The following is a 23,648-nucleotide window of genomic DNA, read 5'->3' on the forward strand; positions in this document are numbered from 1 at the left end:
AGGAGGAAAGGAAGTTGGCCATACATTCTCCCTTTATTCCCTTTCCTCCCCTTCCTCCTATTTTTTGCACAATATTTGCTTATCTTTCGTTATTACAAAACTACCACGAGCATTCTTAATAGGGAAACCAATGAAACGGCTGCTGTTACCGCTTATCCTAATTCTGACCCTGGTGGGCCGGACATGGGCCTCTAAAATCCTGATTCCTATGGATGATGCCCAGAAAAATCATCTCAAAGCCTATGGGATTGCCTATTGGGTACTGAAAGTTCATGATACCGAAATTGACTGGTTACTCAACTATCGGGGTGGTTCGTTTATGCTCCCCCAAAGTCAGTCGTTTATCAACGAAATGGTCATTCGTGGGGTTAGTTACGAGGTAATTTCAGATGCCCAATCAGCACAGATCTTAAGCGAGATTGCTGCTGCTGATGCCAATATGGATGCCGTGAAATTGCAGAAACCACCCAAGGTTGCTGTTTATTCGCCCAAAACAAAGCAACCCTGGGACGATGCCGTAACCATGGTAATGTCCTACGCCGAAATTCCTTATGATGTTGTTTTCGATGAAGAAGTGATGAACGGCAAGTTGCCCGAATATGACTGGATACACTTGCACCATGAGGATTTTACGGGACAATATGGCAAGTTTTTCCACTTCAAAGATCAGCCCTGGTACATTGCTCAGAAACGCGAAGCCGAAACAATTGCGCATAAGTTTGGCTTCACGAAAGTGCCCCAGTTAAAATTGGCGGTAGCCCAGAAAATTCGTGATTTCGTGCTGGGTGGAGGCTACCTGTTTGCCATGTGTAACGCTACGGATACCTACGACATCGCACTGGCCTCTCACAACACCGATATTGTCGATTCGTTTTACGATGGTGATCCTGCCGACCCCAACGCCAATAGCAAATTGGATTACAGCCAGACGTTTGCGTTTCGTAACTTCCAGGTCTATACGAATCCTTACCTGATCGAGTTCTCCAACATCGACAACCAACCCGAAGAGCGCGGCCTGAGCGAACACAATGACTACTTTACGCTCTTTCAGTTCTCGGCCAAGTATGATCCTATTCCAACCATGCTAACCCAAAACCACCTGAACGTGATTAAGGGATTTATGGGTCAGACAACCGCGTTCAAGAAAAACCTGATTAAGCCCGAAGTGGTCATCATGGCCGAAAATCGCTCGGCGGGCGAGGCTCGTTATGTTCACTCGCCTTATGGCCGTGGCTTCTTTACATTCTATGGTGGCCACGATCCTGAAGACTATCGGCACGAAATCGGCGAAGAACCTACAGATCTGAATCTGCATCCTAATTCAGCTGGCTATCGCCTGATCCTGAATAATATTCTGTTCCCAGCGGCTAAGAAGAAGAAGCAGAAAACGTAGGAGGACTGAGTCATATCAACTTTAACAACAACTTAACTTATTTTTACTCAGGCTTTAATGATCAGTCGGGTAGTTAGCGAATCAATTCATTTTTTCGTTATCTACTATGAAAAAGCTTATAGCATACATTCTGACTGCCCTGTTACTAAGCAGTTGTACAACCATTCGTCAGGGTGAAGTTGGCGTTAAACGCAAGCTGGGGAAATTAGATCCAGTTGTCCGCGGATCGGGCGTACATACCTACAATCCCTTTACAACAACCATCATTAAGGTGCCAACCCGCACCATCAATCTGCCGCTTGCCCTCGAAAACATTCCGTCAAAAGAAGGGCTGAACATAACAGCCGAAATGGCTGTCCTCTACCGCGTTCTACCCGAAAAAGCTCCCGAAGTACTTTCTACCATTGGTGACCGCTACGAAAATGTAGTCATTGTCAGTGTATTCCGATCAGCAGCTGCGGACGTTTGCGCCCGATATTTTGCCAAAGATATGTACACCGGTCAGCGGGAAGAGATCGAAAAAGAAATTGCGTCCGAAATGCACACCGTGCTGGAGAAACGGGGTATTGTGGTGGAGAGTGTTCTGATGAAAAGCATTCAGCTACCCAAAGGACTTGCACAATCCATTGAACAAAAGCTCGAAGCGGAGCAACAGGCCCAGCAAATGGAGTTTGTCCTGATGAAAGAGCGTAAAGAAGCCGATCGAAAAGTAATTGAAGCAAAAGGGATTGCCGACTCACAAAAGATTATTTCAGAAGGGCTTAACAAGCAGCTCATCGAGTATAAAACCATCGAAGCCTTCAGGCAGTTGGCGGCTTCCCCTAATGCGAAAATTATAGTCACAGACGGAAAAACGCCAATGTTAATTAGTCCAAACGGACAATAGACTCATTCAACGTTCAGGTTTCGTGTTCCAGCTAAGGTTGCTAACCCTTGAACACGAAACCTGTAGCCTAATTAAGGGTCAATTATCAAACCATTCATCAACAACTTCTTCACGGCCTTTGCTTTCAAGTTTCCGTTCCAGATCGTCAGGGATTTTCGGAAAGAAGTCGAGTCCCGTTAGTTGTTCTATAAGATCCACAGGCACAACAAAGTCTTTTATCGAGTTGGTGGACCCTTCATTATTGAGCAAAAAGCCAATCATCCGAATTTCGGGCTTATTGCAATACAGAATAACTTTATAAAACTTAGCAGGTACGCTTACTTCATTACTTTTCCCAATAGTGGGCAAACCGGGCTTCAACACCGGTCCTGTCACGACATAAAGTCCATTATCGCGCCGGGCCCACAACCGCACCTGGTTTTCGAGATCACTCCAAATACCCCGATTAAACTGAGGCTCCTGCGGTGTGATATTGCTCATAAAGAACGTCTCCCGCATCATTCGCTGCGAAAACTTAAAGTCGGCAGCCGGGGCCAGATGCCCTCGATCATAGCCAGAACGGGTATAGTCGGCAGGGAGCGCAGTCCCGTTTTCAACGGATGGGTCGGGTTTGAACTGTTCGTATTTTCGGTCGGCGTCGCCCGTAGTTTCGTAGGCAAGTAGCGGGTAAGCCACCCATTCCGCATCTTTATATTGATCCCGATAGCTAAGCGTATAACCTTCATGACGAATCAACTCACCATTGGCCCTGGATATCGGTAACAGGAAATCAACCTGTTTTTCAAAATCAAACCGCTGGTTACCCGACGATGCCTCCGAGGGCTTGTTCGAATTTACATCGCTGGCTTCACTTTCATCGGAGGACGATGACTTCCCTCCTCCCCGCTTGTCGGTAGTCTCATCTGAGTTGGGCTCAGGCGCTTTGTAGGGGTTAGAATCCTCCCGGTCTGATCGGGATCGACCCAAACCAATCATCTGCCGAAAGTCATTCCAGAACGCCACAACGGGCTGGGTCCGGCCACCGTAGTGAAGAAAAAGCCCGATCAGGAAAAACACGAATAGAATAACCAGCGTGTTGCCCCGTAGGCGGAAGCCCTTACGAGCGTATTTTTGGGTCGAAAATCGAGGTTTGACGAACATAAGTGTAAATCTACAAACGGTTTACGGTTTTGGATTTATGGCCCTCGTCAATTCACATACCACCTATACGTAAACCTTGAACTGTAAACCTCAAAGTGCTGTTTTTCTCCCATGTCATCTCTGAATATTATTGTTATCGGTGGCGGGGCCGCTGGCTTTTTCGGGGCAATTACGGCTGCCGAAACCTTTCCCAACGCTACCGTTACCATTCTCGAAAAAAACCGTACTGTACTGAATAAAGTCCGCATCTCGGGCGGGGGCCGTTGCAATGTTACCCATGCCTGCTTTGATAACCGGAAGCTGGTAAAATACTACCCACGTGGCGAGAAACCCTTACGCTCACTGCTCAGCCAGTTCGATGCTGCTTCTACCGTTGACTGGTTCGAGCGTAGGGGCGTTAAGCTGAAAACCGAAGCCGACGGACGTATGTTTCCGGCCACCAATACCTCCGAAACAATTGTCGATTGTTTGCTCAACACCGCCCGCCAGTTAGGTATTCAGGTTCGTACCAGTTGCGGAGTTGCTGCTCTTCGGCGGAATGGCTCCTCACGATGGTCTGTCGAGTTGCTCACGAACGAAACCCTCATCGCCGACCGGGTGCTTATTGCCACAGGTGGCTACCCGCAACTAATGTCCTACAGCTGGCTTCCAGAACAAACAGAGCCGCTTCTTTCGCCAGTTCCTTCTTTGTTCACGTTCAATACGCCGGATAGTTATTTGTTGCCGCTGGCCGGCGTGTCGGTGCCCGACGCTAAGGTGTATGTGCTGGAAACCAAGCAAGAGCAACGCGGCCCGGTTCTAATCACCCACTGGGGATTCAGTGGTCCGGCTATATTGCGATTATCCGCCTGGGCAGCCCGCGAGCTAGCCGATGCTCATTACCGTTTCACACTCCGTATCAACTGGACGCCCGATCTGAACGATAATTCGCTTCGCAGCAAGTTGCAGGATTTTCGCCAGCAAAATGGCCGAAAACAAGTTGTTTCCCAGAATCCCTTCGGCTTACCATCCCGATTATGGCAGGCATTTGCCGTAGAAGCAGGCATTTCAGATCTGCAACGCTGGGCCGACCTGCCCGCCAAGCTCCTGAATCGATTAGCAGAACGCATCATTAACAGTCAGTTTCAGGTATCAGGAAAAACGACGTTCAAAGATGAGTTTGTGACCTGTGGTGGCATTTCACTCGATGGACTGAACCAGCAAACCCTGGAAAGCAAAGCCCAGCCGGGACTGTTTTTTGCGGGAGAAGTGCTGGACGTTGATGGCATCACAGGCGGCTTCAATTTCCAGAATGCCTGGACCACAGGCTTTATTGCCGGGTTAGCTATCGGCAATAAAGCGTCTTCATTACAGCCGAGTTCAGCTAGTTAGGCGGCAGACGATAGATCCAGATTCGCATCCGATTGATCTACCAGATCCCAACTCGGATCATTGGTATCCAGTTGGGTCGATTGTCGGGCAGATAATGTAGACTGATAGGCGCGCTGAAGTTCGATCAAGGCTTCCTGCCCTGTTTGCCATCTTCGTATAACGTTTACCTGGCGCACGAGCTCCGGCGATTTGGGTACGTTTATCTGGGCAAAGTATTCCGGCATGCGTTCCGTCATCCGACTTACCAGTTCTTCGATCGAGCCACTAATGAGCTCGGGCGATAGTTTGGTAATCTGGATAAGTGCACGGGCCATGGAGGCTGTATAAAAAGCGCAGTCGATATCCTGATGCCGTATGGGTACACCATCGTGCAGGCGCTGGAGATTGAGTCCACCATCTTCCAATCGCTCCGAAGCAGCGGGACTACCAACTGGTTGGGGAAATACAGTATCTACGTATCGCTTAAACTTGTCCCACCAGGGTGGTTTTCCGTTTGGCTTCAAGGTATCACAGAAGAGAACACGCTGGGGCAGATCAGGCTGTTGCGTGTTCATCAGTAATAATGCGGCTCCCAAATGGCGATCATCGGCAGCATGACGGCGTTGTACAACAAAACAATGAAGTTGCTGATGGCTTTCCGCCTGAAGTCGCTCGGTCATTGTTTTAATGGCCCGCAGTGAATCTTCCATATACCCTTCTGTTACTACATGAATGGGTAGCAGGGTTGAGAATAAGGCTTCGTGTCGAAGCTGACGGGCAATCAGATTCAAGGCCGTTGTATCCGACCGTCGGGTGCCAAAATAGTAGCCAATATCTTCCCGGGCTTCACCAGCGGGCATATCGGCAAAACTCACCGAGTCGCCATAAGCCCCCTGCCGACTGGTTGGGCTGTACCGAAATGGCACTTCCAGATGTTCGCGATGGGCAGCTAGATTATAGATGCGTTTTTCAAATTTTGCCAGTAACGGCTCGTAGGCGTCTGGCTCAAAATAAACCTGATTACTGGAGCGCAACAGGTGCTGGGCAATAGCATCCTGCTGGAGCAAGCGCTCCAGGGCATCATCATGATGCTTAAAATAACTGCGTAAGGCTCCTTGTTGAATAAATTCTTCGGTGTCGTGTTCAACCTCTACACTCCGGTCTGCACCTGCTACCGTACCCTGCTCGATCCACTGGCGCAGGTATTGGGTTACGGATTCATCGAAGGCAAGATTGGCTTGCTCCGCCTGTTCTTTGGTATACTCAGTTTGGTAAATTTGTAGGCGATTTATTGGCTCGGGTTCACTAAAGCCGAGTGCCATCAATGCATTCATGCAGGTTGTTAGGGCTTTCTAAAGTTTTCTCTAAAATACGACTTTTCAGTGGATTATTTTGTCGTATAAATAACCTGCTATCAATATATTTTTAACTTAGTATGAATAAACAAATCAGGCAGGCTTGCGCGGATAAACTACCGTTCATCCCCAGCAAACCTGCCTGACTATTTTCAGTAAATTAGCTCTAATCCTGACTTACGACGGCTTGTTTCTCAGCACTGCCCGAGCGTTTTCCTCATCCCGCTTTAATTGGGCAACCAGTGCTGGTAATCCATCAAATTTCTGTTCTGGTCGAAGAAACTCCCGAAACCTTAACGTTAAATGTTCACCGTAGATATCTTTGTCAAAATCGAAGATATACGTTTCAATGGTTTGATTCGTACCGGCAACCGTTGGGCGGAATCCAATATTGAGCATGCCGCCAAGCGTCTGTCCACCGTATTCTACATCAACAGCGTAGACACCATTTGCCGGAACAAGCTTAGCTGGGTCGTCTACCTGCATATTGGCGGTTGGGAAGCCAATCGTGCGGCCCAATTGCCGCCCTTTTACAATCGTTCCCGTCAGATTGTATTCCCTGCCCAGAAATAGATGGGCGGTATGAACATGGCCCTCGTTGAGAGCCGCCCGAATTTTAGAGGAGCTCACACCTACAGCGTCTATATCCTGACGGGGTATTTCTTCGACTTCAAACCCGTATTCACTCTGATGCGCCCGGATGTACTCAAATCCGCCTTCACGGTCGCGGCCAAACCGGTGGTCGTAACCAATGACCAGTTTTTTAGTGCCGATTTTTTCAAGTAGAATCTGGCGGATGTACTCCTCCGAGGTCAGTTGCGAGAACGAACGGGTAAACGGAATAATCACTAAGTGATCAACCCCCGCCTGATCGAGTAAGTCAATTTTTTCATCGAGGGTTGTCAGCAGTTTTAGATTCTGGCTATCATTGGAGACAACGGTGCGTGGATGTGGCCAATACGTAATCAACACCGACTCTCCCCCACTCGTTTTGGCAACCTCGGTTAGCCGGGCTAAAATAGTCTGGTGCCCGCGGTGTACACCATCAAAAGTCCCACTTGTTACAATGGCGTTTGCTAGCGGTTGTATATCATTGAGCCCTCTATAAATAATCATTCGATGGTATATAGAAGCCAGGGATTGACCATTCCTGACAAATTCCTGACAAAATTAATTTTCCCGGCACGTTTCAATAAATTTTTCGATGGTGTGCGCATCCTCTACCCGGAAATCGCCGATACGTGTCCGGCGTAAGCTACTCATATACGCTCCATTATTGAGCAGTAGTCCAATATCGCGTACCAGGCTGCGAATATAGGTGCCTTTAGAACACACGATACGAAAATCTACTTCGGGGAAACGATTGACCTCCACCTCAAATACCGAAACGGTTACCTGTCGGGCTTTAATTCCCCCTTCAACCCGGTCAGCAGTTTCACCCCGACGGGCCTTTTCATACAATCGCTCCCCATTGACCCGGATAGCCGAATAAATAGGGGGAACTTGCAGAATATCGCCCGTAAGCTGTTGGGCGGCTACCTGAATTTGTTCGGGTGTAATACCAGACGTATCAAATTCGGCATCGAAGGTGGTTTCAAGATCGACGGATGGTGTGGTCTTGCCAAGCACAAGTGTTCCGGTATATTCTTTTTCCTGCGCCTGATACTGGTCAATTTGTTTGGTCATTTTACCAGTGCAAAGAATGAGTAAGCCGGTAGCTAATGGATCAAGCGTACCCGCATGACCAATTTTCTTGAACTTACAGGCATATTTTAGCTTGTTGGCCACATCGAACGATGTCCAGGTAAGCGGTTTATCAATCAGAATAATCTGACCGGGATCGGGAGTTTGTTGTAACACAGAGATACACAGAGAAGCACAAAGATACACGGCGGAAAGCCTCTTGATATCGTTGTGCTTCTCTGTGTATCTCTGTGAACTATTTTTATAAAACGTCTAACTTCACACCGGCTGCCACCAGGCCCAATAACAAAAGACCCAGCGCAATACGGTAATAACCAAATACTTTAAACCCGTAGCGCGTTAGAAAGCCAACAAAGCCCCGAATGGCCAGCAGGCCCACTATAAAGGCAATCGCGTTGCCGATGAGCAACATCTGGTAATCATCGGGTTGGAGAAGTTTATAGGTTTTGAGGAGCTTATAGCCAGAGGCAGCCGCCATTGTGGGTACCGCCAAAAAGAACGAAAACTCGGCCGCCTGCGTCCGGGTCAGCCCCTGGAACATACCCCCAATAATGGTTGCGGCCGACCGTGAAACACCAGGAATCATGGCGATGCACTGAAAAAAGCCAATCTTCAGTGCATCTGGTACGCTTACATCCCCATCTTTAGGCTGTACGTTCACGATTCGGTCAATAAATACCAAAACGATTCCACCCAGCAACAGTGTAATTGCTACGACCACCACATTTTCGAGCAGCGAATCAATGAAATCGTTCAGTAAAAAACCAATGACAGCGGCAGGTAGAAACGCAATCAGAATTTTGCTGTAAAAATCCAGCATAGGTTGCCAGCGAACAGGAAAGGATTTCAGATAGCCCGGCACTACAAACGATTCCGTACGGGGATCCGTTAGGAACCGGCGATGATACAGTACCAGTACAGACAGAATACAGCCGAACTGGATATCAACAGTATATAGTTTAGTGAATTCGTTACCGGCAATACCAGCCAGAGAAGAGTAGATAATCATGTGACCCGTTGAGGAAACCGGAAGAAACTCGGTAAGCCCCTCAATAATGGCCAACGCAATTGCGTGAATAAGCTCCATTAAAAGTAGTTATAAAGTTAGAGAGCCATAAAGTTATTGAGTTGAAAAGAGACCGCCACTAAAGGGAATCACTTTTCAACTCAATAACTTTATGGCTCTCTAACTTTCCTTACGCCTTTGGGCGAGCAAGGATAGCGAAAAATTCAAGAACAAAACCGCCCATAACAACAATAGGCCCAAGCGTAAGTCCCAGGAAGCCAAAGCCGAACTCTTCTTTATCCAGGCTCATAATAAAAAAACCGGCCAGAATGATACCGATGCCCGCTAACATCAGTGTATAGTTTTGCCGACCAAACGGAAGGGCAGCTGCCGACGTCCGGGAAGCCTCGCTGCTCACCGTGCGGGTCGAAGCCGTTTTGGGAGCTACGCTAGTCGCAACTACTGTTTTCTTAGCTGGTTCGTCGCGGATTAGTGTTGCCGGGCCAGCCTGTTTATCTTTTGCCATAGTCTTTTTGTGTTATCAATATAACTCATCCAATGTCAGTCCCAGATACCGGTGAACGGCCTGGAACGTACTTACAAAACCGATCAGCACACCTAGCCCAACAATGCCCGCCATCAAAAAGGTTATCTTTTCTGGGTCCTGGAAAGTCGATAACTCAGGCAGGTTATGGATGGCAAGTTGCAAACTTGCCAGCAACAAGCCAACGGCAATAACGCCCGCCAACAACCCCTGCCACATACCACGTCCCAGAAACGGCCGAGTAATGAACGCATTGGTAGCACCAACCAGTTGCATACTCCGAATCAACATCCGTTGCGAGTGAAGCGCTAGTCGGATCGTATTATTCATCAGTACCACAATAATGATCAGTAAGATCACTGCAAAGGCCGACATGATGGCGTAAATCTTAGTGATATTCCTATTGATGTTATCCACCAGATTTTCCTGATAAACAACTTCGAACACACCGTCGATTTGCTCTAAATCCTGTTTAACCTCCTGCAGCTTGGCTTCCTCAAAATACCCTTCATTCAGTTTGATCCGATAGCTGTCATGCAGCGGATTCTCCCCCAGAAACTTCGAAAAATCCTCTTTTGTTTCAGCGATAAACTCTTTGGCGGCTTCATCTTTCGTAACCAGACTAACCTGCGCTTTACCGTTAGCCTTCAGAACATAAGGTCGCCCAGCAATCGTTTGAAATAAGGCTTCCGCCTTTTTCTCACCGAGGTCTTTATCTAAAAACGCCCGGATTTCATAGTTTTCGCGGATATAGGTAACCAGCTTTTTTGACTGTATAGCCAGCAATCCACAAAAACCAATTAAAAACAATGCCAGCGTCAGGCTAAACAAAATCATGCCGCTGGGATACGCACCTACTTTTTTCTTCGTACGAGCCATTCAGGGGTTCGTGTTATGGGACAAAAATAACGGATTAAACCGCTAAGCGGTCCAATTTAACAAAATTTAGCATTCTGCACCTGAGAAACCAACGTAATGGGCTCTATTCCCCGTATAGTTACGTCCAATATTTCAGCTAACCGAATATTTCAGTTTATATGAGCTCGGTTAGGCTTCATTTCCAGGATTTCTACCAGGTTTACAACGCGATATATCAACTCAGTAGAATCAAGAGAATAGTTGATAAAACTTGCGTTTACAAACCTTGCACTGATAGATTTTAACTGGAAGGGACTTAGCCCATTCGGGGCGATGCATTCGTTTGAGAGTAACGCTGCCACAGTTGGGACATCGCTTTTTAAACGTAACCTTTCTATACAGGTAGATGGCCATTAAGGCAAACAGGATACCCAAAAGGGTAATCAAACCATACTCTTCCAAAAACTTTATCATGTTAAAAAATCCACCGAATCACTCCATAAACCAACACAAACGTAACCAGCCAGATGGCTATCCAGGTCAGGGTACGGATTGTTCCATGGTTTTTTTGGCTCATGACAAAGCAGAGGCTAGGGGCTGAGTTTACGTATCCCTACATACGTACAATGTAGCTTAACGGTTGCTCAACTGCAACAAAAGTTCAATCTATTATTCAATAAATGCCATGAATATACTAAAAAGAATCTTTGTGCAAAAATGATGACTTAACCAGTGAGCACGACGGGCAAAACATACCGCCTAAAATCTGTAAAAATAATCGGCCGAAGAAGGCATAATGAAGCGTACTTATCCTAAATGGAATAAACTGTACAAGGAAAATCAGCAATACGAAAGCAGCCTAAGTGGGCGAAATTATTTTTCAAATCGACAATGAAGTTCGCTTAGCGATTAGCCCTACCTGATAATATTTCTTCCCGCAGGCCGCACAGTGATAGGCTTTACTCGGAACAAGTTTCATCAATTTAGGGCGGGCTATCCGGTCGGGGTAGGGATTTCCGCAGGTCGGGCAGCTCTTTTTAAAACGAATTGTTCGGAAGAGGTACAGTAGCAATGAGGCCATGACAACTGAGCCAACAGCCAGGAGGATAAGATGGAGCGGCATGGGAGGAATTAGAGTGGGTTACTTACTAGATGATTAAACCCTAAAATAGTCACCCCAACAGACTCTAAAAACCGCAATGCATTGATCGAATTTATTAAACGGCTAAATCAATCCCTACCCCCCCGAAAATTTAGTTGGAATCCGGCATTGTGATAGAGCGAAGAGATTATAAAGCCCGCATAATCCTGACTTATAAAAAAGCCCCTACTAGCAAAATCTAGCAGGGGCCTGGCCTATTAAGTATGAATTCTAGTATACTAGTAACGGTATGGTAACAGTATTTGATGGATTGAAGTAAATTATTAGTTACCAAATATTCAAATCATCTAACAAAAGATACAATTAAAGCCAATCATTATCCAATTATCAGCACTTAACTCAGTGACTGATTGCTATTCGTTCCATTAATTTTGTTTCTCGAATCAGGAGCACTACACACCCCTTGCGGATACCCTACCTCAACTAAATACAACCCATTTGCTGGGGCGGCTCTACCTGCTTTGTTTCGGTCTCTGGACAGAATAATCTGTTCAAACTGATCAAGGTTCATTCGTTCCTGTCCGATCTCAATCATAGTCCCAACAATGGTACGAACCATACCCCACAGGAACCGGTTCGCCCGAATATGGAACGTTAGGGTATTCTCGTCAATACGTTCCCAATAGGCAAAATCGAGCCGACAGTTAAAGTGCGTTACGTTTGCGCGGGCTTTGCTGAAACTTTGAAAATTAGTATGTTGTAACATCAACTGACAGGCATCATTCATTATGGCTTCGTTGAGCACTGGCCGAAAATGATATGTCAGGCCACTTTGAAACGCACTTTTCTGGCGGCAGATTCGATACTGATAGTACCGAAAGATGGCCGAAAAGCGAGCGTGGTGGTTTTCCTGAACCGGAAAAATCCGGTGAATAACAATGTCTTCAGGTAGAATACAATTAATGGAATATAGAAAAGCTTCGGTCAGTGGAAGTGGCTCATTTACATCGAAATGAGCAAACTGCTGGCTGGCATGAACGCCCGCATCTGTTCGGCCACTGGCAACCACATACATAGGTTTACCAAGTCGTTTGGTCAATGCGGCTTCGAGCGTGGTTTGTACACTGCATCCATTTGCCTGTGTTTGCCAGCCATGATAGGCCGTACCCCGGTACGATAATTCAATAAAATAACGCATCGCGGGCAAAAGTACCGCTTAATCGCTTGTCCCGCTAGTTACTCTTCCCTAATCATCTTTCGATGCTCCTTACCCCAGTCGATCATCGCCTGTATAATGTTCGCAAAAGTTTTGCAATAGGGCGTTGTTTCATATTCTACCAGCACCGGCGAATCGGGATACACCTTACGTACAATTATCTTGTTCATTTCCATCTCTTTCAATTCCTTCGAAAGCATCCAATTCCGAACCCTGGTAGGTGATACGGGAAAAGGGCTAATGACCCTCAGAAATTCGGCTCCTATTGAAGACTATTTAGAAAAAATAGCTGCTAATTTCCAGTAATTGATTTGGTCTTGAGCTATAAAAGCAAAAAGCACGTATCCAGCCAGACACGCGCTTTTTGCTAAAGCTGTATTTATTAACGTGGACCACGCCCACGATGTTCTCCTCCAGTTGAGCCACCACTAGGTTGTTGGGGTTGGATTTGTGGCTGTTGCGGTTGCATACTACGTCCACCACCCTGTGGGATCTGATGAATTTCTCCACCGCTTCGTCCACCGGGCATCGGCTGCGGACTCATCTGGGGTTGCCGATCAACGCGTTCGAATGACCGGTTAGGCTGTTGCATTCCCCCTGGAGAAGCATTTCCCTGTTGAACTCCTCCAGGCGCGTAACTTCCCCGATTCGACTCAAAGCGATTCGACTGAGGTTGAGGATTACCAGGAACAGGCGTTGTACCGTAACTCCCCCCTCGATCAACTGGTGCATTCCCCCCATAACTACCACGATTAGGCATAGTAGCTCCACCATCGTTAGGTCGATTAGGCGTAGCGTTGTTGTTATAATCCCGGTTTGGTGTTCCATTGCTATTGTTTCCGTTATAACCTCCTCGGTTTGGAGCACCATTGCCGTTGTAGTCTCGGTTCGGCGTATTATTGCCATTGGTATAATCCCGATTGGGCGCATTACCAGGACCATTATAATACCCTCTGTTCGATGGCATGTTACCGCCATAATTAGGTCGGGGCGAATTATCGAACCGGTCATTACGACCATAATCCCGCCGGTTATCATAGCCCCCACCAGGGCGATAAAAGCCTACCGACCCATTCCCAATGACCGAACGTCCCGGCCGATCCATATGATCGATTCGATAGATAGGAACACTCCGACGCGTAATCCGCTCAATATCGCCACGAGGTGGGCCATACACATAAGCCCGGTTGTTTGAGCGATAGATATTATTAAAGATTATCGTGTTCTGATAGATATTTACGACCTGAGGGCGGGGCACATAATAACTATACAAGTTCGGGCTGGTAATGTAAATCTGCGGCACGAAGGTCCAGTAGAAAGCCGGAATGTTAATATTCACGTTAATATCCCAGCCAGGAGCCAGTGGAGCCCAGCCATAATATCCACCACCCGACCGCCACGATACCCAGGCTGGTCCCCAGTCGGAACCCGGAATCCATAGCCAGCCACCAAAAGCCTGATCGAAAATCCAGCGGCCATAGTGAAAGGGAGCCCATCCCCAGGGATAATCCGATACCCAAGTGTTACCATATTCCGTTACAACCCAATGACCAGCACTTGCATACGGCTGAAAATCAGGCCCGGCATTGGGCAACCACACATTACCGTAACCAGGATGCTGTATCCACTGCCCATAGGGAGCCAACTCATTATAGAACGACTCAACAGGTACACTAACGCCTGGCTGAGCAGCCACTTTGCCAGAATAGACAAAGCCACTCATTACCAGCGCAATCAGGGCAATATATTTTAGTATTCTCTGGGTTTTCATGGCGAGATGTTGTTTATCAGGAAGAGCTATTCAAACTCTTCGAGAGTTAGATAGTCTGAATAGGTAAACGTTTAACGAACTACTAAAAAAAACGCTTATTTCTGGCATAAAAAAACATCCCGAAAGGGTAAACCTTTTCGGGATGTTGATTCGAAATAGAAGCTACTAATGCCTTACTCTTCGTTGGTAATAAACATTTTCGGTTTGGGTGCTTCAATACCATCTTTACCAAACTGCCGGGCAATATTCTCAAGCATGTAATAATAGGTCTCCCAATAGGTCTCGCTCTTGGTCCAGACCCGCACATCGTAATCGCGAGAGTTAGGATTCAGTTTGGCAATCAACACATCATGTTCACGATCTTTAAGCGCATACGGGCAGGCTTCGATCACACGCATAATAGAGGCTTTTGTAGCATCAATATCGTTCTGACTACCCACACCGTACACCTGATCAACCCGAATAACCCCTTTCGTGCTAATATTCACAATTGCCGAGGTTGACAGAGGACCGTTGGGCAGAATAATCGTTTTGTTATCTAACGTTACCAGCGTGGTATCGAAGATGCGGATGGCTTCCACATTGCCCGTGAATCCCTGAGCTGTCACCAAATCACCAACACGAAATGGCTTGAAAATTAAAATCAAGACACCACCTGCAAAATTAGCTAAGCTCCCCTGAAGAGCCAGCCCAACGGCCAACCCAGCCGCACCGATAATGGCGACAAAGGAGGTGGTTTGAACACCAAGCGTACTGGCAATACTCAACAGCAGCAATACCCGCAGAATTCCGTTCACAAGGGAGATTAGAAACGGTTGCACGTCGCGGTCAACGTGCCGTTTTGTCATCGCGGATGATAATAGTCTGGTAATCCAGCCAATTACCCAAAGACCAACAATAAGGGTTATGATGGCCAGTAGCACACGGCCACCATAGAGCGTAACAAACGTTACTAGCTGGGTGTAAAAAAGTTCGATTCTGGTTTGCGCCTGTTCCATAAGTTACTAGGATGGAAAGTTAGTTTGGAACTAAGACGCGGGTAAACAGAAAAGTAACTCACTGGAAGCTACTCATATATAGTAAGTTTTATGCAAATTTTGACTCTATAGCCAGTTTTTACGCCGGAATATCCAAACGGTCAACGCAGATGATAGAACCATCATGGCTAATGCAAAAACGTATCCGTATTTCCAATGTACCTCTGGCATCTCATCGAAGTTCATACCCCAGATACTGGCTAGTAAGGTAGGTGGTAGAAAAACCAGCGAAACAACCGTAAATATTTTGACAACCCGGTTTTGTTCCAGATCAATTAAACCGAGGTAGGTATTCTGTAAAAACTCCAGTCGTTCAAAAATAAAATTCGTGTGATCGATCAGGGAATTGATGTCTTTGATCAGTGTTCGGAGTCGTTGCTGTTCGAGTTCGTTAAACCACCCATCGGAGCGAATCATCGACGATATAACACGCTGTTTATCAACCACATTTTCCCGAATTGACATGGTTAATTCCTGGTAATCGTTGATATTGAGCAGCATTTCCTTGTCGAGGTTCGCATCCAAATCAAGTATTCGATTGATTGCCTTGATTTCACCCGACACCAATTCAATCAAATCAGCATCGTAATCTATCCGCGACTCGAAAATGGAGATCAATATCTGCGCCCCATCGCTAAACAACGCCCGGCGCGACTTGATGCGCTTGACCGTGTCGGCAAAGGACTTTATATCGGCATTGCGATAGGTGAATAGGGTGTCGTCTTTAAGGATAAAACTGACGGGGACGGTTACGTAGCGCTGTTCCTGATCAGGCACCAGGAAATTGGAATTAGCGATCATAAAGTCGTCCTCTTCAATATAGCGCGAACTGCTTTCAATTTCCAGCTGCTCCTGCTGACTCAGAAAATCCACATCGAATTTTTCTTCAACACTCTTAATTTCGGCGGCTGTCGGGTTTTGCAGATCCACCCAAAGGGTTCGCTCAGTGTCGGAAAAGGAGTCAATATCACGGATTTTTCGAACGGCGGTTTCGTCCTGCTGAAAGATGCGAATCATGGTAGCTGAGTGGCAAGTATTGGGCCGCTAAGTTCGCAGAAAAGAATGGTACTGGCGCATGCCGGTTTGTTATTCCGAGCCTACCGCCCATTAGCTACTTTATGAAACTGGTAAAACAGAGTTTCAAGCAATCGGTCATCTTAGTCACCTCACTTTATGGCAGCGTTTGATACAACATTCATTATACGCAATATCTATAGATCCTTTCTGATGACGAATGAAGAGTTTCGGCCCCACTACGCACAAATTCCCGGCAAATAGTGTTATCTATCTAACCAGCCCTAACCCGGTCGGTTAATGATTATGCAACCGGAGTATAAAGTCGATTCTTCATCAACTAGTCAACTCGCTGAAACGCAACGGACTGCCCAGCCCAATGCCAGTGATATTTGGGAAACAGCGCTTACCCTGGGACTTCCAGCCGCCCTTTGGCGATTACCCAATAATCAGGATAAACACCTGATTGTATCATTTGACGAGATACTGCCTCGCGTTTCGGCTGATCTGGATGAATTGCCTGCTGGTTTTCTCGTGAGCCCTTTCGATAATCTCGCAAAGGATGCACCCGTAGAAGCGCTGTTAGCTGAGCATTTGGATACAACGGGTAGCGTACCGCAAACCCTTTTTTTGCGGGCTGATATCCAGGCAATTTTTCCCGAGAGTGGACCTTCTTCAGTAAAGCAAAACGAGCATACAACCGCGTCGGTAGAAACCACTGACCAGTTCTGGCATGAATTATCGGTTCGGTCTACACATAAAACGAGCCGTAAAACGACGTCAGAATCGCCTACGCCTGTCCTTGACCCTACTATAGGGGTCGTTTACGAGCGAAATGTAAAGGAAGCGGTAGAATCCATTAAACGGGGTGAATTGCGAAAGGTTGTTTTAGCGCGAACAAAGCAAGTTTTGTTTACTGATGCACCAAATGCCATTGAGCTGTTTGATAAGCTTTGTCAAAAGTACCCTACTGCGTTCGTATCGGCGGTTTCGATTCCGGAACGGGGACAAATCTGGATGAGTGCCACCCCAGAGCGCTTAGTCAGCATGAGCGCCGATGGCATTTTTCAGACGGCATCGCTGGCGGGTACGCAATCGGCCTTTCATCCGGATGGTACGGCTAAACAACCGTCCAAAGCCATGTGGTCGCAGAAGGAAATTGAAGAGCAGGCAATCGTGAGCCGATATATTATTGAATGTTTCAAGAAAATCCGATTACGGGAGTACATTGAGGAAGGGCCCAAAACCATTATTGCGGGTAATCTGATGCACCTTGGCACTTCGTACACCGTAGATACACAGGCTGTTCGCTACCCACAACTGGGTACGGTTATGTTGCGGTTATTACATCCAACATCAGCCGTTTGCGGAACGCCCCGGAATGCAGCCTTTACTTTTATTCGGCAACACGAGCCCCACGATCGCGAATTATACAGCGGTTTTCTGGGGCCGGTGAACATAAATGCGAATAATGAAGGACCTACAAGTAGTATTTTCGTACACATTCGGTGTATGAAACTCGAAGGCAAACTGGCTACCCTATATGCGGGTGCAGGGATAACCGAAGATTCGGAACCTGAACAGGAGTGGCAGGAAACCGAAATGAAATGTCAAACCTTACTTAAGGTAATGTATAATGAATAATGTAAAATGGATAATGAAACGGGATTGTTGCCCTTTATTCATTATCCATTTTACATTATTCATTACTTAGGCCCCTTCGGCTGGGTCATTCGGGGCCCGGGAGCCATCTTCTGCGGTTCGATCACCCGCTTCGCTAGCAGCCGATGATTGGGTGTCAGCGTCAGGCGCGGTGCCCTCATTGTCGGCGTTTTTCGTCGTAATCAGGGGTTCTTCACCCGGTTGTGTATGTGCCATAGGTCGTGAGTGATATTGTTGAGAATTAGACTGGCTTACGTTGCCATCTACAACAAAACCGCTTCCGGTCAGGCATTGTTTACTCCATACTATCGTCGTCCAGATCGTCGTCGATACTATCGTCGTCTAAATCTTCATCCAGATCTTCCGGATTAAAGTCGTCTTCAATGTCGTCCAGATCATCGGCTCCATAGCCGCTACCGGCTCCTGAACCCAGTTCATCGAAGTCGGCTCCGTCTTCATCGAAGTCATCATCATCGTCGTCAAATGCAGCTGATTCTGGATCAGGGTTCAACATCAGCACGTCTTCATCCTGATCAAACGTTGGCTGGTAAATCATGGTTAATAAAGGATAAAAGTTAGTTCACTTCGTTTAACGCGGCTCTTTCCCGGAAGGTTTAAACAGCTCCCAAACTTATTGAATAAATGATTCAAAACTACAAGGGCTGTATAAAGTTTATTCAATAAGCTACCTGAATTAGTTCGTTACCAAGTCATTGTAGTGCTTGGCCAAAATAGATTCTTTGGAGCCCGTTGATTCAAGTAGCACAGAAACCAGTATCTACAAAAATTCATTTTGAACAAGTACAAGTCATCTTATGTCACTAGCCTAGCCACTTTACAACACGACCAAATCCGTATCTAATGAAAAATTATCAGCTCCGACGCCTGTCAGACCAACCTATTCTGCAAACGAGTGATGTAACCCCCAGTATTGATGGTTTTGAAGTCCTGGGGGCATTCAACCCCGCAGCCTGCCTGTTCAACGATGAAGTTCTACTTCTATTACGTGTGGCGGAGGCTCCAAAAGCCGAAGTAGGTTCCATCGTTATACCCTTAATTGAGGAGCAGGATGGCATTCCATCGTTGGTAATCAAGCGTTTTTCAGAGCCTACTGCCCCCTATGACCCTCGTGTAATTACGTTAAATGGGAAGGTTTATCTAACCTCACTGAGTCACCTGCGCCTTGCCCGAAGCAAAGATGGCATTCATTTCACAATTGATGAAAAGCCATTTTTATTCCCTGCCCGCATGGACGAATCCTATGGTATCGAAGACGCCCGGATTACATTTTTAGACGGTAAATACTGGATTACATATACCGCTGTATCCGAACACGGCCCCGGCGTTGGCCTGGCTGTTACAACCGATTTCGTGACTGTTGAGCGGGTAGGCATGATTTTACCGCCACCTAACAAAGATGTGGCGCTGTTCCCCCAAAAAATCAACGGTAACTATATGCTTCTGCACCGGCCCATGGTGTCGGATATTGGCAAACCGTCGATCTGGCTGGCCGAATCGGAAGATGGTGTCCACTGGGGTAATCATCGTTTTTTGTTCGGAGGTCGGGGTCATGCCAGTCTGGATCCACTCGCGAATCCATTTGGTTGGGAAGGCGCAAAAATAGGTGCTGGCCCTGAACCTATACTCACCGACGAAGGCTGGCTAGTTTGCTACCATGGAGCTGATCCTACTCATTCGTACTCGCTGGCGCTGGCTTTACTGGACAAAGACGACCCTGCGCATGTACTAGATCGGTCTAGTCTGCCCTTATTATCGCCTGAACTTACGTGGGAGCGGGAAGGCTTCTTTCCCAATGTAGTGTTTTCAAACGGCTGGGTTCAGTGGCCAGAACATAGTGATAAAGCAGGCCAAATCTGGGTGTATTATGGCGCAGCCGATTCGGGGGTTGGACTAGCCGAGCTGGTGCGGAGTTAGTTAATGGTTAGTGAGTTAGTAGTTATTCGTAAGAGTCATTACTAACTCACTAACCACTCGTATATTGGGTTCACTATGAGCCCTATCCTGACAATTGCCCGTTTTGAATTCGCTTATCAGTTGCGACAGCCAGCATTTTACTTATTTGCTGTTCTTATAGTGGGGCAAGGAGTCTGGTACTCCTCCCAATTATCAACGCTTTATGCCTATAGTGATCCCGCTGTTACTGCGTATTTGACGTTAGCCTCGCTGGGGGTAATTCTGTCAATAGCCACCGTTTTACTGGCTGGCCAATCACTGACGAAAGATCTGGAATATCGTACCAACGCATATCTGTACACCTTACCAATTACCAGTCGGATGCACGTTGCCGGGCGCTTCATTGGCACATACTGCGCGGCACTACTGCTCGCGTTATTTTATCCACTTGGCATTACACTTTTTACATCTATTTATACAACCAGTTCAGAAACGGCATGGCTAGCGCTCACGGACGGATTTATCCGGTTGCTTGCCCAAAACATCTTTATTGTTATTAGCCTGACGTTTTCGCTGACCATTTTTCTACGAAGTATACGAGGGGCTTATGTAGCACTCTTTCTGACTGTTCTTTATTTTCTGCTCACCGAATCAAGCCTGAACCTTGTTTCGGATTCGGACCTGTGGCAACTGCTGGATCCATTTGGAGTAGGAATGGCGAGAGAATCTGTCGAGAATTTGCCGTTCAGCGATGATCCGCAGGGGTTTCTCGTTTATTCTGATCTATTTTTTATCAACCGTCTACTTTGGATGGGTCTGGCTTTTGGGCTATTAGCCTATGCAGAACAGCGCTTTTCATTCGCTTATTTTGCCAGTAAAGAGCCGAGCAAATTACCAGAAAAAGCCAGTTCAACCAATGCTTCATTTCCGCTTAAAAACCTTACTATCCAGCCACGATTTGGCGGTTGGCTATCGTGGCAAACTACCTGGCGGCTGGCTAAACTGGAATTTTCAAATCTGATTCGACAGCCAGTTTTCCTGATTACGGTTGGCTTGCTCATACTTATAGGTCTCCTATTAACAACGGTGTTAGGGATGAACCCTGATTTCCCGGAATTGCCGATCACAGCACGCATGACAGCCTTACGCCTACCCCTTGGGCTGTTTATTGGTTTGTTTCTATTGGTGATGACTGGTGAGTTGGTTTTTCTCGAACGTACAGTAGGCTTTTGGCTTATTTATGATGCCCTGCCCCAATCCAATTTCGTTCTATTAGTCGCCAAATTAATGGCCCTGGTGGGCGTGGCTGCTGTACTGACTGTAGTACTTTTTGTTACCGGAGTTGGTGTGCAGCTAGGCAGTGGTTTCAGTGATATTGGTTGGTGGCGCTATAGTTCCGATTTGCTGACCGACGGCTTTCTACGGTATTGCCAACTCATAGCCCTTGCCGCATTGGTAGCTTCCCTAACGAATAACCGGCTGGTGAGCCATGTCATTAATCTGATCATTTTTGCCATTTTAGCCTTCACGTATCAGTTTACAGTAGACGGGCAGCCGCTTTACTTATACAGTTTCCTGCCGGGCTCTAAAACCTACTCCGACTTAATCGGTTTCGGGCCAACTACATCGCTTCGCCCTATTGTTCATTTTATGTGGTGGGGCGTAGCGGGCGTTTTATTGGCTTCATTTTTTCTCACCTGGAACCGGGGTGTAGTCAGTAGCTTGCCCGAACGTATTGGTCAGTGGAGGGATCGGTTTACCTGGCCTTATCAGTTGGCGTTCGTACTTTTTGGTGCCCTAATAGGTTTATCAATGTGGCAAACCCAGCAACGCCTTGTTGCCTTGCCCGCTACGCAAACCAACCAGTACAAAACCAGCACAATAGCGGTTCCATTGTTATCCGGCCAGTCGATACGTGTTCAAATTCTACACCATCACCCCTATCAGATTCAGCATATGCAGCGCGTCGTTGCGGTGGCGTTACACAGGGGCGAACAACTCTTTGGCAACTACCCTTATGCCGATTTACGCATCAAAGAAATACCCGCTGGCGTAGCTAACGTAGCCTCTGAACCCGGCCAAATTCTAATCTCAGAAAAAGAAGGCTGGACTGCCGACAACGCGCAACCCGACAAGCTTGATTACATAGATTACCTGATTAGCCGTGAGGTATTTAAGCAATGGCTGGTGCATAAGCTGAACCCTGTAAAAAAAGCAGGCGATGGTTTTATCAGACAGAGTCTGGCGGAATATCTGGCCTTGCAGGGTGTTGCGAAACAATACGGTACCGAACGACTGACCCAACGCCTTACGCAACGAGCGAACTGGTATGCCCAAAGCCGACTGCGTAGTCATAAACCCGAACATCCCCTGCTTCAGTCAAGTGATAACGATGCGCTGGAGCGCGGACGAGCGGCCCTTGCCTTAAGCAGTATTGAACAAGTGTGGGGAGATAAGCCGCTCAGTTTTACAATCAGCCAGTTTTACCAAAACGCAGTTCAGCACCCATCACAAGCTACGGCTACTGCTTTTTCTAATGAGTTAGCCCATCAGTTACCGGATTCATTACGCTATCTGGAAACTTATTTAAGCGATCAGTTCTGGTTCGATTTTAAAGTAGGTCGGGTTGCTAATTTGCCCAACGGCCTGACGGTTGAAATTATCTCAACGAAGTGGCGGGAAAATAAAATCGGCCAGCGACAACCAGTTCCAATCAATGACTATATACCGCTGGTCGTTCTTGACCAACATGATCACCCGATTTATCGGCAGTTGGCCCATCCCAATCCAGACGAACGGTACGTATCACTTCCTGCGCTTCCAAATGCCCGAAAAGTAATCATCGACCCGCTAGGTGCCTGGCCCGAGCCGAATAAACGTGATAATTACAAGATTTTCTGATTCTTCGACAGGATTTTTAACGCTAGAATTTATCCTGTTAATGCTGTCGAAAACGTTACAAATCCAGCACATAGAGTTGCCGGGCTATTTCCATGGTCAGGCTGGGATCGTAGGCCGCATTTAGTCGAACGGCGTTCTCGGCAACCGTTAGCGGCAAACCAGCTTGTTTACGCCGTTGGTTAACGTTCCGATAATCCTCAATGGGCCACACAAAGCAACGAGAGGCCGACGACGCACGAACTTTCCGACAGGCGATTTGTGTGCCATACAGTTGTGGTTTCTGCGCGTACATCAACGAACGGTCGAGCATCAACGCGTATTGATGAAAGGGCAGCTCCCCCGATTCAGCGGCTTTCTTTACAGCAGGCAGGTAAGTGTCTACTTTGTGCGAGTGCTGAATGATGTAAAAGATGGCTTCATTAGTCGGCACACCCACCATTGTTTTTCCCGGATAACCCTGTTGTTGCAGAATTACCTCCGCACGCTTCAGATTACTCGAATCAATCTGAATCTGTTCGGTCCAAAGGGCACCAGCCAGTTTAGTTCGACTCACCTTATACAGGGTTGTTAAACTATCCGTTAGCGGCTGATTATTACCCAGTTTAGTCAACCACACCCGATTGCGCTGATCCAGTACATACATACTGTCTAACTCATGTTTGAGTATGTTTTTCGATTGCGAAAATGCGCAAACGGGTAGTAAACTGAGGGCGAATAGTAGGAATCTCATGATTAATTGTAAGTAATGGGCAAATTAGCAAAGATGAAGATACCAATGGCGGATTTTGAGTAATT

At 46.9% G+C, this 23,648-nt stretch carries 22 protein-coding genes; 6 read left to right on the forward strand and 16 right to left on the reverse strand.

From position 1 onward, the window contains the following. Positions 1-130 precede the first annotated feature (130 nt). Together EXU85_RS22120 and EXU85_RS22125 are read left to right on the forward strand one after the other, a co-directional pair. Positions 131-1,393, forward strand: coding sequence for an asparagine synthetase B (locus EXU85_RS22120; RefSeq protein ID WP_142774174.1), 1,263 nt, complete (start codon positions 131-133; stop codon positions 1,391-1,393). 106 nt (positions 1,394-1,499) lie between these two features. Continuing rightward, complete coding sequence (locus EXU85_RS22125; protein WP_142774175.1) at positions 1,500-2,279, forward strand: prohibitin family protein; 780 nt, start codon at positions 1,500-1,502, stop codon at positions 2,277-2,279. A gap of 78 nt (positions 2,280-2,357) precedes the next feature. Here the strand turns inward: EXU85_RS22125 and EXU85_RS22130 are convergent, their stop codons facing one another. After that, entirely contained in the window at positions 2,358-3,419 is a 1,062-nt protein-coding gene (locus EXU85_RS22130; protein ID WP_142774176.1) for a DNA/RNA non-specific endonuclease, read from the reverse strand. Between the two features lie 111 nt (positions 3,420-3,530). On the opposite strand from EXU85_RS22130, the gene EXU85_RS22135 reads away from it, so the two are divergent. After that, positions 3,531-4,790 (forward strand): NAD(P)/FAD-dependent oxidoreductase, encoded by a 1,260-nt coding sequence (locus EXU85_RS22135; protein WP_142774177.1) that lies wholly within the window; start codon positions 3,531-3,533, stop codon positions 4,788-4,790. Here EXU85_RS22135 and EXU85_RS22140 read toward each other — a convergent pair. From EXU85_RS22140 to corA, 12 genes are all read right to left on the reverse strand, one after another. After that, positions 4,787-6,103, reverse strand: coding sequence for a hypothetical protein (locus EXU85_RS22140; RefSeq protein WP_246859192.1), 1,317 nt, complete (start codon positions 6,101-6,103; stop codon positions 4,787-4,789). The genes EXU85_RS22135 and EXU85_RS22140 overlap by 4 nt on opposite strands. A 198-nt stretch (positions 6,104-6,301) precedes the next feature. Continuing rightward, positions 6,302-7,240, reverse strand: a complete 939-nt coding sequence (locus tag EXU85_RS22145; RefSeq protein WP_142774178.1) for a bifunctional riboflavin kinase/FAD synthetase — start codon at positions 7,238-7,240, stop codon at positions 6,302-6,304. 54 nt (positions 7,241-7,294) lie between these two features. Further along, a complete protein-coding gene (gene truB, locus EXU85_RS22150; RefSeq protein ID WP_371731931.1) occupies positions 7,295-7,984 on the reverse strand; it encodes a tRNA pseudouridine(55) synthase TruB in 690 nt (229 codons plus the stop codon). An 85-nt stretch (positions 7,985-8,069) separates the two neighbouring features. Then, a complete protein-coding gene (locus tag EXU85_RS22155) occupies positions 8,070-8,915 on the reverse strand; it encodes an undecaprenyl-diphosphate phosphatase (RefSeq protein WP_142774179.1) in 846 nt (281 codons plus the stop codon). A 109-nt stretch (positions 8,916-9,024) separates the two neighbouring features. Beyond that, a complete protein-coding gene (locus tag EXU85_RS22160; RefSeq protein ID WP_142774180.1) occupies positions 9,025-9,360 on the reverse strand; it encodes a DUF3098 domain-containing protein in 336 nt (111 codons plus the stop codon). Positions 9,361-9,375: 15 nt separating this feature from the next. Continuing rightward, complete coding sequence (locus tag EXU85_RS22165; protein WP_142774181.1) at positions 9,376-10,257, reverse strand: ABC transporter permease; 882 nt, start codon at positions 10,255-10,257, stop codon at positions 9,376-9,378. 859 nt (positions 10,258-11,116) lie between these two features. Then, positions 11,117-11,359 (reverse strand): hypothetical protein, encoded by a 243-nt coding sequence (locus EXU85_RS22170; RefSeq protein ID WP_142774182.1) that lies wholly within the window; start codon positions 11,357-11,359, stop codon positions 11,117-11,119. Between the two features lie 373 nt (positions 11,360-11,732). Continuing rightward, positions 11,733-12,536 (reverse strand): tRNA pseudouridine(38-40) synthase TruA, encoded by an 804-nt coding sequence (gene truA / locus EXU85_RS22175; protein ID WP_142774183.1) that lies wholly within the window; start codon positions 12,534-12,536, stop codon positions 11,733-11,735. 38 nt (positions 12,537-12,574) lie between these two features. Further along, positions 12,575-12,724, reverse strand: a complete 150-nt coding sequence (locus tag EXU85_RS22180) for a helix-turn-helix domain-containing protein (RefSeq protein ID WP_246859194.1) — start codon at positions 12,722-12,724, stop codon at positions 12,575-12,577. A 212-nt stretch (positions 12,725-12,936) separates the two neighbouring features. After that, positions 12,937-14,325 (reverse strand): DUF6600 domain-containing protein, encoded by a 1,389-nt coding sequence (locus tag EXU85_RS22185; RefSeq protein ID WP_142774185.1) that lies wholly within the window; start codon positions 14,323-14,325, stop codon positions 12,937-12,939. 173 nt (positions 14,326-14,498) lie between these two features. After that, entirely contained in the window at positions 14,499-15,323 is an 825-nt protein-coding gene (locus EXU85_RS22190; RefSeq protein WP_142774186.1) for a mechanosensitive ion channel family protein, read from the reverse strand. A 105-nt stretch (positions 15,324-15,428) separates the two neighbouring features. Further along, positions 15,429-16,379: a magnesium/cobalt transporter CorA gene (gene corA / locus EXU85_RS22195; RefSeq protein WP_142774187.1), complete on the reverse strand. Its 951-nt coding sequence runs from the start codon at positions 16,377-16,379 to the stop codon at positions 15,429-15,431. A gap of 303 nt (positions 16,380-16,682) precedes the next feature. Here corA and EXU85_RS22200 point away from each other — a divergent pair, with 303 nt between their 5' ends. Continuing rightward, a complete protein-coding gene (locus EXU85_RS22200) occupies positions 16,683-18,020 on the forward strand; it encodes a chorismate-binding protein (protein WP_142776794.1) in 1,338 nt (445 codons plus the stop codon). A gap of 66 nt (positions 18,021-18,086) precedes the next feature. Here EXU85_RS22200 and EXU85_RS35455 read toward each other — a convergent pair whose 3' ends face one another. Further along, entirely contained in the window at positions 18,087-18,254 is a 168-nt protein-coding gene (locus EXU85_RS35455) for a hypothetical protein (protein ID WP_168207848.1), read from the reverse strand. A gap of 79 nt (positions 18,255-18,333) precedes the next feature. Next, complete coding sequence (locus EXU85_RS22205) at positions 18,334-18,594, reverse strand: adhesin (protein ID WP_142774188.1); 261 nt, start codon at positions 18,592-18,594, stop codon at positions 18,334-18,336. Between the two features lie 305 nt (positions 18,595-18,899). On the opposite strand from EXU85_RS22205, the gene EXU85_RS22210 reads away from it, so the two are divergent. Further along, on the forward strand, positions 18,900-19,973 hold the full coding sequence (locus EXU85_RS22210) for a glycoside hydrolase family 130 protein (protein WP_142774189.1): 1,074 nt from the start codon (positions 18,900-18,902) through the stop codon (positions 19,971-19,973). 75 nt (positions 19,974-20,048) lie between these two features. Then, positions 20,049-22,853 carry an ABC transporter permease gene (locus EXU85_RS22215; protein WP_142774190.1) on the forward strand — a complete coding sequence of 935 codons (2,805 nt, stop codon included), beginning with the start codon at positions 20,049-20,051 and terminating at the stop codon, positions 22,851-22,853. Between the two features lie 55 nt (positions 22,854-22,908). Here EXU85_RS22215 and EXU85_RS22220 read toward each other — a convergent pair whose 3' ends face one another. Continuing rightward, positions 22,909-23,583 (reverse strand): DUF6624 domain-containing protein, encoded by a 675-nt coding sequence (locus EXU85_RS22220; RefSeq protein ID WP_142774191.1) that lies wholly within the window; start codon positions 23,581-23,583, stop codon positions 22,909-22,911. Between the last annotated feature and the right edge of the window lie 65 nt (positions 23,584-23,648).

The sequence above is a fragment of the Spirosoma sp. KCTC 42546 genome (genome assembly GCF_006965485.1).
GTDB lineage: Bacteria > Bacteroidota > Bacteroidia > Cytophagales > Spirosomataceae > Spirosoma.

What these genes read in the sequence shown, in the direction of transcription:
- EXU85_RS22120 (WP_142774174.1), top strand. Translation starts at nt 131, where the DNA reads ATGAAACGGCTGCTGTTACCGCTTATCCTAATTCTGACCCTGGTGGGC.
- EXU85_RS22125 (WP_142774175.1), top strand. Translation starts at nt 1,500, where the DNA reads ATGAAAAAGCTTATAGCATACATTCTGACTGCCCTGTTACTAAGCAGT.
- EXU85_RS22130 (WP_142774176.1), bottom strand. Translation starts at nt 3,419, where the DNA reads ATGTTCGTCAAACCTCGATTTTCGACCCAAAAATACGCTCGTAAGGGC.
- EXU85_RS22135 (WP_142774177.1), top strand. Translation starts at nt 3,531, where the DNA reads ATGTCATCTCTGAATATTATTGTTATCGGTGGCGGGGCCGCTGGCTTT.
- EXU85_RS22140 (WP_246859192.1), bottom strand. Translation starts at nt 6,103, where the DNA reads ATGAATGCATTGATGGCACTCGGCTTTAGTGAACCCGAGCCAATAAAT.
- EXU85_RS22145 (WP_142774178.1), bottom strand. Translation starts at nt 7,240, where the DNA reads ATGATTATTTATAGAGGGCTCAATGATATACAACCGCTAGCAAACGCC.
- EXU85_RS22155 (WP_142774179.1), bottom strand. Translation starts at nt 8,915, where the DNA reads ATGGAGCTTATTCACGCAATTGCGTTGGCCATTATTGAGGGGCTTACC.
- EXU85_RS22160 (WP_142774180.1), bottom strand. Translation starts at nt 9,360, where the DNA reads ATGGCAAAAGATAAACAGGCTGGCCCGGCAACACTAATCCGCGACGAA.
- EXU85_RS22165 (WP_142774181.1), bottom strand. Translation starts at nt 10,257, where the DNA reads ATGGCTCGTACGAAGAAAAAAGTAGGTGCGTATCCCAGCGGCATGATT.
- EXU85_RS22170 (WP_142774182.1), bottom strand. Translation starts at nt 11,359, where the DNA reads ATGCCGCTCCATCTTATCCTCCTGGCTGTTGGCTCAGTTGTCATGGCC.
- truA (WP_142774183.1), bottom strand. Translation starts at nt 12,536, where the DNA reads ATGCGTTATTTTATTGAATTATCGTACCGGGGTACGGCCTATCATGGC.
- EXU85_RS22180 (WP_246859194.1), bottom strand. Translation starts at nt 12,724, where the DNA reads ATGAACAAGATAATTGTACGTAAGGTGTATCCCGATTCGCCGGTGCTG.
- EXU85_RS22185 (WP_142774185.1), bottom strand. Translation starts at nt 14,325, where the DNA reads ATGAAAACCCAGAGAATACTAAAATATATTGCCCTGATTGCGCTGGTA.
- EXU85_RS22190 (WP_142774186.1), bottom strand. Translation starts at nt 15,323, where the DNA reads ATGGAACAGGCGCAAACCAGAATCGAACTTTTTTACACCCAGCTAGTA.
- corA (WP_142774187.1), bottom strand. Translation starts at nt 16,379, where the DNA reads ATGATTCGCATCTTTCAGCAGGACGAAACCGCCGTTCGAAAAATCCGT.
- EXU85_RS22200 (WP_142776794.1), top strand. Translation starts at nt 16,683, where the DNA reads ATGCAACCGGAGTATAAAGTCGATTCTTCATCAACTAGTCAACTCGCT.
- EXU85_RS35455 (WP_168207848.1), bottom strand. Translation starts at nt 18,254, where the DNA reads ATGGCACATACACAACCGGGTGAAGAACCCCTGATTACGACGAAAAAC.
- EXU85_RS22205 (WP_142774188.1), bottom strand. Translation starts at nt 18,594, where the DNA reads ATGATTTACCAGCCAACGTTTGATCAGGATGAAGACGTGCTGATGTTG.
- EXU85_RS22210 (WP_142774189.1), top strand. Translation starts at nt 18,900, where the DNA reads ATGAAAAATTATCAGCTCCGACGCCTGTCAGACCAACCTATTCTGCAA.
- EXU85_RS22215 (WP_142774190.1), top strand. Translation starts at nt 20,049, where the DNA reads ATGAGCCCTATCCTGACAATTGCCCGTTTTGAATTCGCTTATCAGTTG.
- EXU85_RS22220 (WP_142774191.1), bottom strand. Translation starts at nt 23,583, where the DNA reads ATGAGATTCCTACTATTCGCCCTCAGTTTACTACCCGTTTGCGCATTT.